Raw genomic sequence first — 17036 nt, 5'->3', positions numbered from 1 at the left:
TCTCTGTCCCCAATCACCAATCACCAATCACCAATCACCAGTCACCAGTCCCCAGTCCCCAGTCACCAGTCCCCAGTCACCAGTCCCCAGTCACCAGTCACCAGTCCCCAGTCACCAGTCCCCAGTCACCAGTCCCCAGTCACCAATCACCTATTTACCGACCTTTTCGCCAAAACAGCAACCACATTTACCAATTGATCCGGTTCAATGGGTTTATTAATATGCAATTCAAAACCTGCGGCTAAAGACTCTGCCTGTTCTGCTTCTCCCGTATAACCAGTCAGTGCAGCAGCAGGAATTTTCCCTCCCTGTTCGGCACTCAAAGCCCTAATTTGACGCATCAGTGCATAACCATCTTCTTCTGGTAAACCAATATCAGAGAGGATGACATCATACCCACCGGGATTAGTCTTGAGTATTGATAATGCCTCTTGTGCAGATGTAGCCTCTGTTACTTGAACATCGTAATCTTCCAGCACGATTTTAAATAATTGACGCAGGTCTGGTTCATCATCAACTATCAGCACCCGCACACCCGCTAAAGATGGGTAGGAAACAAGGTCAGCAGGTGCAGCGGGGGGGGTTGGTTCTGGAGTAACTGCTATATCACTCTCTTCCTGGTTAGTTTGCAGAGGTAGCTTGACGGTAAAAGTAGCACCTTGATCCTTACCTGGACTCGCTGCTTCTACAGTACCACCGTGGAGTTCTACCAAATGGCGCACTATTGCTAGTCCCAGTCCTAAGCCAGCATTTGATTTGCGTGTAGTGCTATCAGCTTGACGAAATCGGTCAAACACATAAGGGAGAAAATCAGCACTGATACCTAAACCAGTATCTTTAACTTGAATTTCCGCTTGATCATTAGTGTAATTGAGAGTAATATCAATGATTCCACTATTAGGGGTAAATTTAATGGAATTAGAAAGTAAATTCCAGATTACCTGCTGTAAGCGCGTCGGATCTCCGATCAAGGTTCTGGGTGTAGGATCTAGTTGCGATTGAATTTGAATGTTTTTCTCTTCTGCGGACAAACGTACAACTTCTATAGCTGCGGAAATGACAGGTACAAGTTGAACAGGCTGATTATTGAGATGCAGTCTACCGGAACTAATGCGAGAAATATCTAATAAATCGCCAATTAGCAGGTTTTGAGCGTGGGCAGCCCGTTCAATAACTTCTAATGCCTGATCTGTTTTACTTTCATCAAGCTGATGTTTTCGTAGTAACTGCGTCCACCCCAACAGAGAATTAAGGGGATTTCGTAACTCATGGGAGAGAATAGATAAAAAATCATCCTTAGCTCGGTTAGCTGCTTCTGCTGCTGTTCTGGCGGACTGTTCTTGTTCTAAGAGTTGAATCCGTTCTGCTTCTAAATGTTTCTGTTGAGTAATATCTTCAATTGCCAGGAGAATTAAAGGAGTATTATCTATTTGCGGCATTTTTCGAGCATTGAGGCGCATAATTTTGTGGCCAATTTGCTCAAAATTATGCTTAACTTCCACATTTTCAAAATGGGTTTGTCCAGGGAGAATATGTTCTAAGAGCGATCGCAATTGGGGAATATTCCACTGGCCATTACCAATTTCATAAATCAGGCGATTTTCTGTTTCTTCTCGTACTACCTGGAATGTGTCATAGAAAAATTGATTGCCACTAACTACCCGTAAATTCATATCCAGCACCACTAAAGATTGGCGCACTGTATCTACTATTGCTTCTGCATAATCACGGGATGCTCTCAACTTTTCCGCAGTCCGTTTGATGGCATCAATATCCACCAAAATTACTACAGCACCATCAATTTTATTATCTATTGTCCGATAAGGTCTAATGCGTAAATCATACCAATGACCATCTTGATCCTGCACTTCCAAACTTTTCAAATTCAGGGTACTAATTACCTCTAAAATTTGTGCTTCTAAGTCAGAAATATCTAACCTATGTTTAATATCACTTAATGGTCTTCCCACATCTGAAGGAATTAAGTTAAATATTGCTCCGGCTACAGGAGTAAAACGACGAATCTGTAAATCACCACCTAACATGAGAATGGCAATCTGAATACTACTGAGCAGATTTTGTAAATCATTACTCACCTGATTTGATTCAACATTGCGCCGTTGCAGTTCATCATTAATAGTATTCAATTCTTCATTAGTAGCTTGAATTTCTTCCTTAGCTGTTTCTAATTCTTCATTGGTACTTTGCAACTCTTCATTACTAGAGAGAATTTCTTCATTAGCTGCTCGCAAATCTTGATTACTGGCTTGTTGTTCCTCAATAATTGATTGCAAATAATCTTTAGTAGATTTTAATTCTTGTTGCAGAATAGAAAGTTCATGCTCATAACTGTTTGCTTGCTGCGGTTCAGATTGAATATTACTACCTATTGGCGATCCAGCACTAACTGGAGTGGGTGTATCCTCAAATAAAATCAAAAAGAATTCTTCTTCTGTTCCAGCACATTGAAAGGGAACAACATTAATTTTCACCAGCCTAAGTTGATTTTCTGCCTTAATTTGTATCCCTTCCTGTGTAACTGGCATTTTTTGTTTTTTAGCCTGATGAATACTGCTACGTAAATCTAGCCGCAATTCTTCCCTGGCCATTTTTATTAAATTAAAACTGGGTTTACCCGGTGCTGGTTGTAAATAGGGACTCGTCTGTCCTCGAAATTGCAAAATATCAAAATCATCGTTGATAATTACACCCACGGGTGAGAATTGATTTAACACAATTCTATCTGCTTCTTTTTGGATTTCCACATCATTTCCAATACCTTCATTTTCTATCATTTGTAATTTAGCGGTTTCTACTGGATAGTTACGAGCCATTAAATCAATAGCTAATCGGGTAGCTGCAATTTTGCGAGCATAAATCTTGTACTTTTTATCTACCACAGTAAACAAATCCGTAAATTCGCCCACTGTTTCCGAAGTTCCTAACATCAAAAAACCTGTAGGTTTCAGACCATAATGAAAAATTGGCACGACTTTTTTCTGTACATCAGCACCCAAATAAATCAGCACATTCCGACAAGTTATTAAATCCAGTCGGGAAAATGGCGGATCATTAATTAAGTTTTGTCTAGCAAAAACACACAGTTCTCTCACTGCTTTATTAATTTGATAGCCACCTTCTACCTGTACAAAAAAACGTTGTAATCTTTCTGGGGAAATATTCCCTACCTGGTTAGGTTTATAAATGCCGGCTCTGGCTTTTTCTATGGCTACTTCATTAATATCGGTCGCAAAAATTTGAATAGGGATATTAATTCCCTTGTTTGTTAAAAATTCCATTAAGCAAATAGCAATAGAATATGCTTCTTCGCCAGTTGAACATCCAGCAACCCAAATCCTAATAGGATCATCTGGTTTGCGCTTATTAATAATAATTGGAAATATTGTAGTTTTTAAAGCTTCAAAAGCTTCTGCATCTCGGAAAAAACAGGTAACAGTAATTAAAACATCGTAATATAAGGCTGTAATTTCTGCCGGTTTATCCTGAAGATAATGCAGGTAATCTTCTAAATTATCTAGTCTATATAACATCATCCGGCGCTGAATCCGGCGCTTTAGGGTATTCTGCTTGTAATAGGAAAAGTCAACACCTGTCGCTGTCCTTAAAATCTGGAAAATCTTTAACAGTCCATCTTTTTCTTCTGGGATAACTTCAGTCTGTGTCACTGCTGTTGAGTGCTTGATATAGGGATGAGTGCTAAGGTTGGCCAGTTTCTCAGCAATTTGTTGAGGAGTAAGGATAAAGTCTACATAACCTGAAGCTACCGCCGTATTCGGCATACTGCTAACTTTTGCTGATTCCTCACACTGAGCAAAAGTAATACCACCTTCTGCCTTGATTCTTTCTAACCCCCTTGTTCCATCTCCATCACCCCCTGACAAGATAACTCCAATGGCTTTGTTTTTTAAATCTTCTGCTAAGGAAAAAAAGAAACTATCCACTGTCATGGGTTGTTGATATGTTTTTTCACGGGGTTGAAGTTTTAACACTCCTTGATTAATGGTCATTGTCACACCAGGGGGAATCACATAAATATGATTCGGTTCTACAGTCATTCCCTCTTGTACTTCAGTTACAGGTATTTGAGTTGTGCGGGACAGAATTTCTGTCAACATACTTTTTTGTTGGGGGTTCAAATGCTGAACTAGCACAAATCCCATACCCGTATCTGTGGGTAAATGACTCAATAATTGTGTAAATGCTTCTAATCCCCCCGCAGAAGCTCCAATACCGACAATTGGGAATAAATTGTTTTGTTTATCTTCCTCTTTTGGGTATTCTGTAGAGTTAGATTCTTTAGCTTGAGATTTTTTGATAGATCGCTTAGAAGTCATCTGATGTACTCAATTAAAATCGGGGTTATAGTGTTTGTTTTTATGTTTGTTGTTAGCTTTTTTTAAGGGAAATTTAGTCAAACTCTTGATTCATTTCTATTTTCTTTGAAAGTTGTATCAATATCAGATATATTTTTATTATAGGTTTTATTATAGGCTTTTAGTTAGAGAGTCTATGATTTCTTGATGTTGGATAGATAATAGGCAATAAGGAATAAGCCATAGGGAATAGGAAATATAAAAAAACTAATTACTAGTAAATAATAGGAAATGATGAGTAGGGGTAGCGCCCCCGTGCCTACCCCCGATGTTTGGTGCAACCACGGGGGGTTTGCCCCTACGTAATTGATTTTTTTAGGTTTTTTCAAAATGTTTAATTAATTTTGTTTAGGGGCAACCACGGGGGGTTTGCCCCTACTTTTATTCCCTACTCTTTCGCAAGTTTAGCTTTTGCCTGTTGCCAGAGTGCATCCAATTCTGCTAAACTATAATCTGTTAAAGGACGATCTATGACATCTTCCATTTTTTGCAATCTTTGAATAAATCGTAAACTTGTACCTTGTAACCCTACACTCGGATCAAGTTTATGCCATCTGGCTAATTGAATTATGGCAAATAATAAATCACCTAATTCTGATTCCTGTCTTTCCGGGGTTTCCTCAGCTAACGCCTGTTGAAATTCCCCTAATTCTTCGTGAAATTTATCCCAAACTTCCTCGATATTGTTCCACTCAAACCCTACAGCAGCAGCTTTTTTAGATATCTTCATTGCTGCATTTAATGGGGGAAGACTGCGACGATAACGATTTAATTTATCACTCAATTTTTGCTTTTCTAAGATTTCTCCTTTTTCCGCAGCTTTGATAGTTTCCCAATTTTGACGCACTTCTTCTACATTTTCTACTGTGACATCACTAAATACATGAGGATGACGACGAATTAATTTTTGAGAAATACCTTCGGCAATTTCTTTTAATGTAAAATCACCATGTTCACTGGCTATTTGTGCTTGTAAAACTACTTGTAATAATAAATCTCCTAATTCTTCGGCGATCGCCTTTTTATCTCCTGTTTGAATTGCGTCTACTACCTCATAAGCTTCTTCAATGATATACGGTGTCAGGCTTTCCGGCGTTTGTGCTAAGTCCCAAGGACATCCACCATCAGGCGATCGCAATTTTGCCACTATATCAATTAATTCTTGTAACGCTGCTAAAGTTTGATTGTGATTTTCTGCCATAATAAGTTAGAATTTTGTGCTTTTTGTGTATTCTGCGGGTAAGTATTCAGCTATTAGTAATCAGCTTAAACCCTCCTGACTCCTGCCTCCTGTTTTCGTTAAGACTTAGTGCGGCTTTTGTTAGTTCTGGGTTGAGAACTACGTTTACCGCGACTATTAACTTTACGCTTCTTTATTTTGCCACTGGGTAGCAATCCCTGTACACCTTGTTTTTGAAACCTTTTATAAGCTGAACCAGTCCAATCACTCAGAGAATGACTCATAGCACCAAGTTCACACCCCAAAAACAAAGCAAAAAATTCTCTATAATATATTGATATAGTCTTTCCCACACTTTTCCAAACTTCCCCCCAATTCAAAGCCACATTACCCAATTTAGCGAAAATTACCAAAACCAAAATCGCTACAACTGCTAAAAATGTGGTTAGATACACCACCCGCAAAGTAGTACCAATAATTGGACCGTGGGATAAAAAAGACCGATGACGCAGACTTTTTTGATAAGGTAGCCATATCCAACGCAAAAACCCCCAGCGTTGAAACTGACGAGAATAAATATCCAAGTCAGGACCAAACATCAAACCACCAAACATAAACCCACCAGCAACTAATAACGTCACACTACTGCTGCGAGTAGAAATTAAAGTGATACCTGCTACCACAGGTACAGACCAAATAGTAATGCGATCGTGTGTTTGTCCAGAAGGCATATTTTAAAAGTCAAAAGTCAAAAGTCAAACTTCAGTATACCCAGATCCCTATACCCAGATCCCTGACTTCTGATCTTCATTGATAGTCTCTGGAGAAGATCAGTAGGGGTAATTCATGAATTACCCCCACGCAAGAATCAGGTTTTGAGTTGAATCTTGCCTAAGTCCTATTCCCCAAAAAAAATTTTTTCCCAACCCCTTGCAAAATTTAAAAAGCCTGTGCTATATTAATTAAGTCAGGAAAACACGGGCGGTTAGCTCAGTTGGTAGAGCGCCTGCCTTACAAGCAGGATGTCATCAGTTCGAGTCTGGTACTGCCCACTTTTTTATAAATGCTACTCTATGAGGTTTTTAGACCTTATAGAGTTTTGTTTTTACTATTGATTACTCGTTATACTCTAATTGGCTATGCCAATAGACCTCTCCAAAATAGAATGTATTAATTTGTCATAAGTTGTAGCGGCGAAGTAGGGGCGAAGCATTCGAGCGATTAATGATCGGTATTCACCAAAGGATATTTTCCGAATGCTTCGCCCTTACAGTATAACTTGATCAGAAGCGAATCCCTCTTGAGGGACTGAGCGAAGCATTCGAGCGATTAATGATCGGTATTCACCAAAGGATATTTTCCGAATGCTTCGCCCTTACAGGGCGATAATTTAACGGAAAAATCAGACATCTAGATATCCCATAAGCTTCGACCTGCCCCCATAAATAGGTTCCATAATTTCTGTTCTGGAGATGTCTAATATTCACAATCATTATTTGCTTTAAATAAATAATACAAATTATCAAACATCCTCTAAGATTATCCACCCATGATCAAGACTATAATTTGTGAATTATTGGCAGATGAGTTGGCAGGGTTGCTTGGGCTAAAGAATATCTGAAAAAACAGAAGCAGAAAAAATAAATTATCCTATCTTGTCCCTTGTGGGATGGGCATCCTGACCGTCCGTAAACTGCTATATTATATGATAATATCTTAATTTTCACCATTCAAGAAAATGGATTTTATTAACACATTGGGATTAGCAGCAGGGACATTAACCACTATTGCGTTTTTACCGCAAATGTTCCAAACCTGGAAAACAAAATCAGCTAAGGATGTTTCTTTTGTGATGCTGATTACTTTTATGACTGGGTTGTTTTTGTGGTTGGTTTATGGGATGATTCTGGGTGCTTTACCGATTATTATGGCTAATGGGATAACTTTATTTTTCAATTTTATTATTCTCTGGTTGAAAATTAAATATAGATAGTATTTGTTCTGTAAGGGTTTAGTTTTGATAAACCCTTGCACTCGTTGAAGATGTAATTTGAAGATGTAATTTGAAGATGTAATTTCAGGCAGATTTAACGCCGATGAACGCAGATAAACGCAGATGAAATATTAATTTTGCAGATTGCGGCTGAATCTACTATTTTTTGCTAATTTGGTTTATAATTATATATAGATTACTTTTTATAAAGACCTGTGACATCATCTGTATTTGACTCGGAAAAGCTTTTATTTACCCCAGCAAGCCCTAAAAATGACGCTATTCCTTTAATTTTCGCTTTCCCAAATGAGTACACTGTGGGTATAACCAGTCTTGGTTATCAGGTGGTTTGGGCAACTTTAGCGATGCGTGATGATTTACAGGTGAGTCGTTTATTTACTGATATTCAAGAACAACTTCCTAGACATCCAGAAATTTTGGGTTTTTCTATGTCTTGGGAATTAGATTATGTGAATATTTTTAATCTTTTGGAATCTTTAAATATTCCTCTGCGTGCAAGCAATAGAACCGAAAATCATCCTCTCGTTTTTGGTGGTGGTCCGGTTTTGACTGCTAACCCTGAACCTTTTGCCGATTTTTTTGATGTGGTTTTGTTGGGTGATGGGGAAATTTTATTAAGTAGTTTTATTGATGCTTATCAAGAAGTTAGAAACGCAACACGGAAAGTTAAATTAAACAGGTTAGCGCAAGTTCCGGGAATTTATATTCCTAGTTTATATGATGTTGAATATGCTAGTGATGATGGAGAAATCAAATCTATTCATCCTCTTGATAGTCATATTCCCGCAGTTATTCAAAAGCAAACTTATCGAGGAAATACTCTTTCTGCTTCTACTGTTGTTACTGAAAAAGCAGCTTGGGAAAATATTTTTATGGTGGAAGTGGTGCGGAGTTGTCCTGAAATGTGCCGATTTTGTTTAGCGAGTTATTTAACTTTACCCTTTAGAACTGCGAGTTTAGAAAAATCTTTAATTCCTGCTATTGAACAAGGTTTAAAAGTTACTAACCGTCTGGGTTTATTGGGTGCTTCAGTGACACAACATCCTGAATTTTCTGAGTTATTAGATTATATTAGTCAACCAAAATATGATGATGTGCGGTTGAGTGTTGCTTCGGTGAGAACGAATACGGTTACAGAAAAGTTAGCTGCAACTTTAGCAAAACGTGATACTCGTTCTTTGACTATTGCTGTAGAAAGTGGTTCGGAAAATTTACGTCAAATTATTAATAAAAAATTAGATAATGAGGAAATTATCCAAGCTGCTGTCAATGCGAAAGCTGGGGGTTTATCTAGTTTAAAATTATATGGGATGGTGGGTATTCCGGGGGAAGAATCGGAAGATTTAGATGCTACGGTAGCAATGATGAAAGCTGTTAAAAAAGCTGCTTTTGGTTTGCGGGTAACTCTAGGGTGTAGCACTTTTGTACCTAAGTCACACACTCCTTTTCAGTGGTTTGGGGTAAATAAACAATCTGAAAAGCGGTTACAATTTTTACAAAAACAGCTAAAACCCCAAGGTATAGATTTTCGTCCCGAAAGTTATAATTGGTCAATTATACAAACTTTGTTATCGAGAGGCGATCGCAGACTTTCCCATCTGTTAGAATTAACTCGTGGTTTTGGTGATTCTTTGGGAAGTTATAAACGTGCTTTTAAAGAGTTAAAAGGGAAAATTCCCGATTTAGATTTTTACGTTTATAGTCATTGGTCAACAGAGAAAATTTTACCTTGGAATCACTTGCAAGGACCTTTACCACAGTCTACACTAATAAAACATTTACATGAAGCAACGAGTCATTTTCGTTCTGCTTCCCCAGTTAAATAAAGACTGAAAATGACACATTGAAAAAAATGCAAAATACATCAGAATTTTATTGTGCTTATTGTGGTGAAGAAAACACAACTTTTATTGATATTAGTGCAGGAATGCAGCAAAATTATGTAGAAGATTGTCAAGTTTGTTGTCGTCCCAATATTTTGTATATCAGAATTGATGAAGATACACTGGATATTGAAATAGACACCGAATATGAAGGTTAATTAGGGTTTGCTGAGAAAGTCTTTCCGTGAGGGCATAGGAGTCAGGAGTCAGGAGTCAGGAGTCAGGAGGAGATTTGAAAATTTCTTTGCCATCTCTTGAAATCCCAAAAAATGCACACTTTTTCCGGTATACCCTTCAAAACCCTTGCACTAATTTCTGTGTTTATCAGCCTCTAACCTTTGATATATCAAGGTTTTAGGTTTATTCAGCAAACCCTAATTAAAGGTTAAAGTGAAGGTTTTTCGTTTCATGCTGTACTTTACTCATTCTTCTATTATTAACGCACCTGTCGAAGTAGTTTGGAAATTCCATGAAAGACAAGATATTTTACAGCTACTTACCCCACCTTGGCAACCTGTACAGGTATTGCGTCGAGAAGGGGGACTTGATGAGGGTGCAATAACTGAGTTTAAATTATTTATTGGACTTTTACCTTTAACTTGGTTAGCGCGTCATACAGATTTTGAACAATATCGGTTGTTTACTGATGTACAAATATCGGGACCTTTTGAGTCTTGGGTGCATCGTCATGAGTTTACAGCAGAAGATGGAAAGACTAAATTAACTGATAATATTTCTTATTCTATGCCTGGTGGTGATGGAGTGGAATTTGTCAGTGGTTGGTTAATTCAATTGCAGTTAGAAGCGATGTTTCGTTATCGGCATTTTATTACGAAACGGGAATGTGAGTCACAATAGCTGCTGATCAATTATCCAGATTTAGGGATAGTTGTGTTAATTTTTATAGCAATTTGTAAAACTTTGTATCAACTTTTGGCTCTGGAGAAGTAACTGAACTTTAAAAAGCTTAATATCTATATCTTCAGCTTTTTTCATAAGTTGGGTATATCTCTATTTCCTATTTTACAGTTATTACAAATCAAATCTAGTTGCTATATAATGAATGCACATTAAATAAAAGAAGATAACAAGGAAAAACTTCATGCCCTATACCAACGAAGAAGGCGGTCTTCTCAATAATTTTGCCCAAGAACCCAAGGTTTATCAAGCAGAACCACCTACGGATGGACAAAAGCGCAATTATATTATTTTAGGAATTGCTGCTGCTCTTTTGGTAGGTAGTTTAATTTTTGTCGCCTTTACCGTGTCCAATGTCAACTAAAAACAAAAGCAAAATAATTTAATAAAATTTAATATTTTCAGATTTTCAGGTTTCCATCTCAGGATGAACCTGATTTTTTTTATTTTTTGCTAAGATCAAAGAGAATTAAAGTATAAATATATACGTTTATTGTGATTAAACCTGGAAAACTTGATTCATCCTGAACAAAATACATTTACCTGAAATCAGAATTAAGGAGATTTTTCAATCAGTTATGTATATTGTATCTAGGCTGTTGTAGCCACTATGAGCGTGAATGAAACTTTAACTACAGATATTTTTACCTTGAATCGGCAAGTATATCAACGCCTAAAATTTGCTCTGAGTATAGGTTTGCGACGACAAATATTTTTTGCCGTATGTGATGACTTACACTTGAGAAATCAAGTAGCTACTCGGTTGCATTCTACCTTGGCTTATCCAGTGGGGCAAGTGTTATATCACCCAGTAGAGACAGAGGGAATTAGCACTCCAGCTTATCCACGATTAGTCACATTGCGACTTAATTTAAATGATCCCAATCCCATAGCGCAGATAAATCAATGGTTAGCTAATTATCCTCCTCCTGTGGTTGGGGAATCAAAAGACAGTCCTGGTCGTCCTTTACCAATACCAGCATTTCAGATTGTAGGTGTGGAACTGCTGACGAAACAATCAGTAGCGGTACAGCGTTTGTTTCTGCACTATCTTCGATTAAGTGAACAGTATTTTGCTAACCAAGAAACCAGTTCATTTTTAGAATCTAGTTTATTGTTTTGGGTTCCTCGTCCTTGGTTGTATGCTATTCAGCAATCAGCACCGAAATTTTGGCAATGTCGAACTGGTGTATTTATATTTACTGGAGAACCAACACCAACGTTAGAAAATCGCAGTTATCCAGAAAATTTCTCTAGTTTGCGAAGTGTTGATTTAGGCAATCTAGAAAAATCAGTTGTTGATAAATCAATCACCTCACAAGAGGAGATTAACAAGGCTATTGAAGAATTTAATTTTACTGAAGATGATGATTTTTTTGAAGATACTTCTGTAAGTCTAGAATATGAATCACAGCCATCATCGACAACATCTACCAAGGAAGATATTATACCTGAGCTTTCATCTTTCTTGCATATTAGTGATGAATTGATGTCGCTATTCAAAGAATCACTAAATCTGAATATTGCTGAAGATGCAGAGGAAAACTTACAACCAAAACAACTACTTTGGGAAATTGAAAAATTAAAAATTCAGCAAGCTTCTGGGGAAGAACTCGCAGTAGCTTATCACAAATTAGGAACGTTGTATCGGTTACGTATTGAACAGGGACAGTCAAGTTTAGAAAACTTGATGGTAGCTATTATTGCCTATCAGGAAGCTGTTAGCTATGATGATACTTCACCCCAACTTCCAGATACTTTAAATGATTTGGGAACACTATATTGGATGTTGCACCGCACACCAGGAAGTAGTGAAGAAGCAAAAACTTATATCCAGCAGGGAATAGAATTTTATCAGTTAGCCATCAAACTGATTACACCTGATAGTCAACCGGAAATTTATGCCCGTGTACAAAATAATTTAGCCACAGCTTATGGTGATTTAACAAGGTTTTCTAACCCGGTGGAAAATTGGCAGGAAGCAGTTAAAGCTTACAATGAAGCACTGCGCTACCGCACCGAAGAAATTGATCCTTTAAAATATGCTGCTTGCCAAAATAACTTGGGGACTGCATACTGGCATTTAGGACAATATAGTGATCCTGTGGAACATCTCAAAAAAGCGATCGCAGCTTATAATTTCGCACTTGCTCACTATCAACCTGAAGATGAACCAATTAAATATGGTATGATTCAAAATAATATCGGTACTGCTTATTGGAATTTATCTCAATATGAAACACCATTGGAAAATTTACAATTAGCAGTTGATTTTTACCGGGAAGCTTTGAAATATCGGACACCAAATAATATTCCTGCTGCTTGTGCTGCTACCAAGAATAATCTGGCTACTGCTTATTGGCATATAGCAAATTTACCACAAGTAACTAAGGACATTCGCCAAAATTTCCTACAATTGTGCATCAAGACTTATGAAGAAACTCTCACACTGGCTAATTCTCTAAATCAAATGAATTTCAGTTTTGATGTTTTGGCAACACAGAATAACTTGGCTTTAGCCCATTATCAATTAGTTACAGATCCATCTTTCAAGGGTGATAAAAAAATTATTTCTCAGCATTTAGAAGCATCCTTAGAACATCATGTACAAGCTTTGGGTAGATTGGTAAAAAACACAGAAGGTTATCACACAACTTTCAACCATATAGTCAAAATAATTCGCACTTTTCATAATGAGTTAGGTATCCAAGGTCAAAATTTGGCTTTATCTAAAGTTCCTGGTAATTTGATTCCTGAAATTTTACCTAAGTTATAGGTGATTGGTGATTGGTGATTGGTGATTGGTGATTGGTGATTGGTGATTGGTGATTGGGAATAATATTACCCATTACCCATTACCCATTACCCATTACCCATTACCCATTACCCATTACCCATTACCAAACCTCACAGATATGATCACTATTTTAACGGACTTGATATAAAATAGTTTTTTATACTCTGTTCCCTTTTCCCTATTCCCTCATTAATTACTAACCCAGACTTATGAGAGAGACTTTTCTAGAGGTTCGCAATCTACAAGTTGAATTTTCCGGTGATGGTAGTCAGGTTAAAGCTGTGGATGATATCAGCTTTCATTTACGTCGTGGTGAGACTCTAGGAATAGTGGGAGAGTCTGGAAGTGGTAAATCGGTGACAGCACTGGCAATTATGGGTTTGTTGCAATATCCCGGTAAGGTGAGTGGGGGAGAGATTTTGTTTCGTCCCCAAGAAAATGCTAAACCTCTGGATTTATTAGCTTTATCTGCTGAAGAAATGCAGCTTTACCGGGGTGGAGATATGGCGATGATTTTCCAAGAACCTATGAGTTCTTTGAACCCGGTTTATAACATTGGTTTTCAGCTAACAGAAGCAATTATGCGACATCAGAAAGTTAGTATAACTGAAGCCAAAAGAATTGCGATCGCAGGTTTACAAGAAGTTAAACTTTTACCTAGTGATGAGAAAATACAACAGCAATATCTCGATAATTGGCATTTAACTCACCCAAAAACACCTCTACCCAGTGATTTTCAGTTAGCGCAATTAGTGAAGGAACATAAAGCAGCAATGTTAGAACGTTTCCCTCATGAACTTTCTGGAGGTCAGTTACAAAGGGTAATGATTGCAATGGCAATTTCTTGTAATCCATCACTGTTAATTGCTGATGAACCGACTACAGCTTTAGATGTAACTGTACAAGCAACAATTATTGATTTGATGCGAGAATTACAACAAAGCCGCGACATGGGGATGATTTTTATTAGTCATGATTTAGGCTTAGTTTCCGAAATTGCTGATCAAGTTGCGGTAATGTATAAAGGTAAAATTGTTGAATATGGTTCAGCCTCACAAATATTTACTTATCCTCAACATCCATATACTAAAGGTTTAGTCGCTTGTCGTCCGACTCTTAACCGTCGTCCTCAAAAATTGTTGACTGTTTCTGATTACATGATTGTTGAAGAAAATGCCAACGGTCAAGTTATAATTCAAGCCCAAGAGCCAGCACAACCACCAGAAGTTACTAAAGAAGAAATTAACACAAGATTAGAAAATCTCATCACCCAAAAACCACTTTTACAAATTGATAATCTGAAAGTTGGGTTTCCGATTCGGGGAGTTTTTGGAGGCACAAAACGTTATCATTTAGCGGTAAATGGCGTTTCCTTTGCAGTTTATCCAGGAGAAACTTTGGGATTGGTAGGAGAATCGGGTTGTGGTAAAACTACTTTAGGTAGAACCTTATTAAGATTGATTCAACCAATGGCTGGTAAAATTATTTTTGATGGGCAAAATATCACTTATCTCCAAGGAGAAAGGCTACAGAAATTAAGACGTAAAATGCAAATAGTGTTTCAAAATCCCTTTAGTTCTCTTGACCCAAGAATGAAAATTGGGGAAGCGATTATGGAACCTTTATTAATTCATTCTGTGGGAGAAAGCAAACAACAGAGAAAAGCAAGAGCAGTAGAACTTTTAGAAAGAGTGGGATTAAGTGCTGATGATATGAAACGCTACCCCCATCAATTTTCTGGTGGTCAACGTCAACGCATTTGTATTGCTCGGTCTTTAGCTTTAAATCCCAAGTTTATTATTTGCGATGAGTCAGTTTCTGCTTTGGATGTTTCCGTACAAGCGCAAGTTTTGAACTTATTAAAAGAACTGCAACAAGAATTTCAATTGACTTATATTTTTATTTCCCATGATTTAAGTGTGGTCAAATTTATGAGCGATCGCATTTTAGTCATGAATCAAGGTAAAATAGTTGAATCAGGTACAGCAGAAAGTATTTATCGTCAACCACAAGAAGAATATACACAAAAATTAATTGCTGCTATCCCTACAGGTAGTCTTGAACGCATGAAAAACCGCGATTTAAATTAAAGAACGTCGGGGGAAATGGGGAGGTATCAAGTCAAAAGTCAAAAGTCAAAAGTCAAAAGTCAAAAGTCAAAATTAATAACTCCCGTTCCCAATCACCAATCACCAATCACCAATCACCAATCACCAATCACCAATCACCAATCACCAATCACTAAGCTGTTACACAGCTAAATTGTATAATCCTAATATTCTGAACTCTTGTTTAACAGGCAAGATGACTGTTGCACTTATACAAATTAAATGCACAACAGCTTAATCAACGTCTGCAACTTAGCTGATCGCAAAAAATCTGTATACCTTGATACAAAAACAAATAAAATTTTGAGTTAAGATGGTCAAAATAGGTCAAATGGTGATTGAACCTACAAAAAATTGACAAACTACATACCCAACAAAATACCTAACACAGTGTTTCCAGCCTCGGTTTTGCGCCTAGACAACGGTTTGACATTTATTCATCAGGAGATACCCGCTACCCCTGTAGTAGTGGCAGATGTTTGGGTGCGTGCGGGAGCAAACTTAGAACCAGAACCGTGGTTTGGCATGGCGCACTTTTTGGAACACATGATATTTAAAGGTACAGCCACCTTAGCACCAGGGGAATTTGATTATAACATTGAAAAAATGGGTGGTGTAAGTAATGCAGCAACGAGCCATGATTATGCACATTACTACCTAGCTACAGCTACCCCTTACCTAGCAGACACCTTACCCCACTTAGGCGAACTATTGCTAAATGCAGCAATTTCCGCAGATGAATTTATTCGGGAACGAGATGTAGTATTAGAAGAAATTCGTGCTTGTGCAGATGATCCTGATGCCATAGGATTTGAAGCACTGCTGAAAAACGTCTATCAAAACCACCCTTATGGACGTTCTATATTAGGTACTGAGCATGATTTAATGCACCATTCACCAGAAGCGATGCGGTGTTTTCATCGTTCCCACTACCAACCAGAAAACATGACAGTAGTAGTTGTAGGGGGAGTGGAACAGGAAAGAGCTTGGGAAATTGTCAATAGAACATTTACAGAATTTAGTGATGACGCAAATTTTCCTGTATCTGAGAAAATAGCACCACCAATAATTACAGGCATTCAAAAACAGGAATTAATATTACCACGCCTAGAGCAAGCGCGGTTAATAATGGCTTGGGTAGCACCAGGAGTAGAACAACTCAAAGATGCAAATGGTTTAGATTTGCTATCAGTATTATTAGCACAAGGAAGAACTTCCCGGTTAGTGCATGACTTACGAGAAGACAAACAACTGGTACAAGCAATTTGCAGTAATTTTTCCGTACAACAAGAGTCAAGTTTATTGACAATTACCGCTTGGTTAGAACCAGAATATCTGGATAGAGTAGAGAATTTAATTCAGGAGCATTTACACCATTTGCAAACAACAGGTATTAGCGAGCAAGAACTGAAGCGCACGCAAATATCACTCTGTAATGATTATGCTTTTGCAACGGAAACACCAAATCAGTTAACATCTCTTTATGGTTACTATAATACAATAGCCCAAGCTGAACTAGCCGTTACCTACCCACAGCAAATTCAGTCCTTTGATACTCAAGAACTGCAAAAATTAGCACAAAATTATCTTTCACCGCAAAATTACGCAGTTACTATTCTCAAGCCATATTAGTGACTGGGGACTGGGGACTGGGGACTGGTGACTGGTGACTGGGGACTGGTGACTGGGGACTGGGGACTGGTGACTGGTGACTGGGTTATTAGCTTGCCCGGCTTCCCCTG

At 37.8% G+C, this 17036-nt stretch carries 12 protein-coding genes, 1 tRNA gene and 1 pseudogene; 11 read left to right on the top strand and 3 right to left on the bottom strand.

Annotated features, from left to right (window positions below; genetic code table 11):
• Positions 1 to 198, top strand: a pseudogene (locus tag H5968_RS22285) (hypothetical protein); the annotation flags it as partial.
• Here the strand turns inward: H5968_RS22285 and H5968_RS22280 are convergent.
• The 3 genes from H5968_RS22280 to H5968_RS22270 all read right to left on the bottom strand — a co-directional run bounded on the left by H5968_RS22280 (position 147) and on the right by H5968_RS22270 (position 6305).
• Positions 147 to 4355 (bottom strand): chemotaxis protein CheB, encoded by a 4209-nt coding sequence (locus H5968_RS22280; RefSeq protein WP_187041704.1) that lies wholly within the window; start codon positions 4353 to 4355, stop codon positions 147 to 149. The pseudogene H5968_RS22285 and the gene H5968_RS22280 sit on opposite strands and share 52 nt — an antisense overlap.
• A 427-nt stretch (positions 4356 to 4782) precedes the next feature.
• Positions 4783 to 5595, bottom strand: a complete 813-nt coding sequence (gene mazG, locus H5968_RS22275) for a nucleoside triphosphate pyrophosphohydrolase (protein ID WP_187041703.1) — start codon at positions 5593 to 5595, stop codon at positions 4783 to 4785.
• 98 nt (positions 5596 to 5693) lie between these two features.
• Positions 5694 to 6305, bottom strand: coding sequence for a metal-binding protein (locus tag H5968_RS22270; protein WP_187041702.1), 612 nt, complete (start codon positions 6303 to 6305; stop codon positions 5694 to 5696).
• Positions 6306 to 6553: 248 nt separating this feature from the next.
• Between H5968_RS22270 and H5968_RS22265 the strand changes: the two genes are divergently transcribed.
• The 10 genes from H5968_RS22265 (at position 6554) to H5968_RS22220 (ending at position 16926) form a co-directional block, all read left to right on the top strand.
• A tRNA-Val gene (locus tag H5968_RS22265) sits at positions 6554 to 6626 on the top strand.
• Between the two features lie 686 nt (positions 6627 to 7312).
• The gene (locus tag H5968_RS22260) at positions 7313 to 7567 is read left to right on the top strand and encodes a SemiSWEET transporter (RefSeq protein ID WP_187041701.1); all 255 of its coding nucleotides are present in this window, start codon (positions 7313 to 7315) and stop codon (positions 7565 to 7567) included.
• 215 nt (positions 7568 to 7782) lie between these two features.
• Positions 7783 to 9414 (top strand): radical SAM protein, encoded by a 1632-nt coding sequence (locus H5968_RS22255; protein ID WP_187041700.1) that lies wholly within the window; start codon positions 7783 to 7785, stop codon positions 9412 to 9414.
• A 26-nt stretch (positions 9415 to 9440) separates the two neighbouring features.
• Positions 9441 to 9629 carry a CPXCG motif-containing cysteine-rich protein gene (locus tag H5968_RS22250; RefSeq protein ID WP_096567071.1) on the top strand — a complete coding sequence of 63 codons (189 nt, stop codon included), beginning with the start codon at positions 9441 to 9443 and terminating at the stop codon, positions 9627 to 9629.
• A 250-nt stretch (positions 9630 to 9879) separates the two neighbouring features.
• Positions 9880 to 10329: an SRPBCC family protein gene (locus tag H5968_RS22245; protein ID WP_187041699.1), complete on the top strand. Its 450-nt coding sequence runs from the start codon at positions 9880 to 9882 to the stop codon at positions 10327 to 10329.
• 244 nt (positions 10330 to 10573) lie between these two features.
• Positions 10574 to 10753, top strand: coding sequence for a photosystem II assembly protein Psb34 (gene psb34 / locus H5968_RS22240; protein ID WP_096567067.1), 180 nt, complete (start codon positions 10574 to 10576; stop codon positions 10751 to 10753).
• Between the two features lie 246 nt (positions 10754 to 10999).
• Positions 11000 to 13165: a tetratricopeptide repeat protein gene (locus tag H5968_RS22235; protein WP_187041698.1), complete on the top strand. Its 2166-nt coding sequence runs from the start codon at positions 11000 to 11002 to the stop codon at positions 13163 to 13165.
• Between the two features lie 230 nt (positions 13166 to 13395).
• A complete protein-coding gene (locus tag H5968_RS22230) occupies positions 13396 to 15276 on the top strand; it encodes an ABC transporter ATP-binding protein (RefSeq protein ID WP_187041697.1) in 1881 nt (626 codons plus the stop codon).
• Between the two features lie 15 nt (positions 15277 to 15291).
• Positions 15292 to 15447 (top strand): hypothetical protein, encoded by a 156-nt coding sequence (locus tag H5968_RS22225; protein ID WP_187041706.1) that lies wholly within the window; start codon positions 15292 to 15294, stop codon positions 15445 to 15447.
• A 237-nt stretch (positions 15448 to 15684) separates the two neighbouring features.
• On the top strand, positions 15685 to 16926 hold the full coding sequence (locus H5968_RS22220) for a pitrilysin family protein (RefSeq protein ID WP_187041705.1): 1242 nt from the start codon (positions 15685 to 15687) through the stop codon (positions 16924 to 16926).
• Positions 16927 to 17036: the final 110 nt, after the last annotated feature.

The organism is Sphaerospermopsis sp. LEGE 00249 (genome assembly GCF_014299995.1).
Taxonomy (GTDB): Bacteria; Cyanobacteriota; Cyanobacteriia; order Cyanobacteriales; family Nostocaceae; genus Sphaerospermopsis; species Sphaerospermopsis kisseleviana.
Note: the sequence above shows the minus strand (reverse complement) of the source record. Positions and strands in the feature narration are given on the sequence as shown.

Bases quoted from the DNA above. Each gene is read 5' to 3' on its own strand.
- psb34 (WP_096567067.1), top strand. From the start codon at position 10,574: ATGCCCTATACCAACGAAGAAGGCGGTCTTCTCAATAATTTTGCCCAA.
- H5968_RS22245 (WP_187041699.1), top strand. From the start codon at position 9,880: ATGCTGTACTTTACTCATTCTTCTATTATTAACGCACCTGTCGAAGTA.
- H5968_RS22280 (WP_187041704.1), bottom strand. From the start codon at position 4,355: ATGACTTCTAAGCGATCTATCAAAAAATCTCAAGCTAAAGAATCTAAC.
- H5968_RS22250 (WP_096567071.1), top strand. From the start codon at position 9,441: ATGCAAAATACATCAGAATTTTATTGTGCTTATTGTGGTGAAGAAAAC.
- mazG (WP_187041703.1), bottom strand. From the start codon at position 5,595: ATGGCAGAAAATCACAATCAAACTTTAGCAGCGTTACAAGAATTAATT.
- H5968_RS22225 (WP_187041706.1), top strand. From the start codon at position 15,292: ATGGGGAGGTATCAAGTCAAAAGTCAAAAGTCAAAAGTCAAAAGTCAA.
- H5968_RS22230 (WP_187041697.1), top strand. From the start codon at position 13,396: ATGAGAGAGACTTTTCTAGAGGTTCGCAATCTACAAGTTGAATTTTCC.
- H5968_RS22235 (WP_187041698.1), top strand. From the start codon at position 11,000: ATGAGCGTGAATGAAACTTTAACTACAGATATTTTTACCTTGAATCGG.
- H5968_RS22260 (WP_187041701.1), top strand. From the start codon at position 7,313: ATGGATTTTATTAACACATTGGGATTAGCAGCAGGGACATTAACCACT.
- H5968_RS22270 (WP_187041702.1), bottom strand. From the start codon at position 6,305: ATGCCTTCTGGACAAACACACGATCGCATTACTATTTGGTCTGTACCT.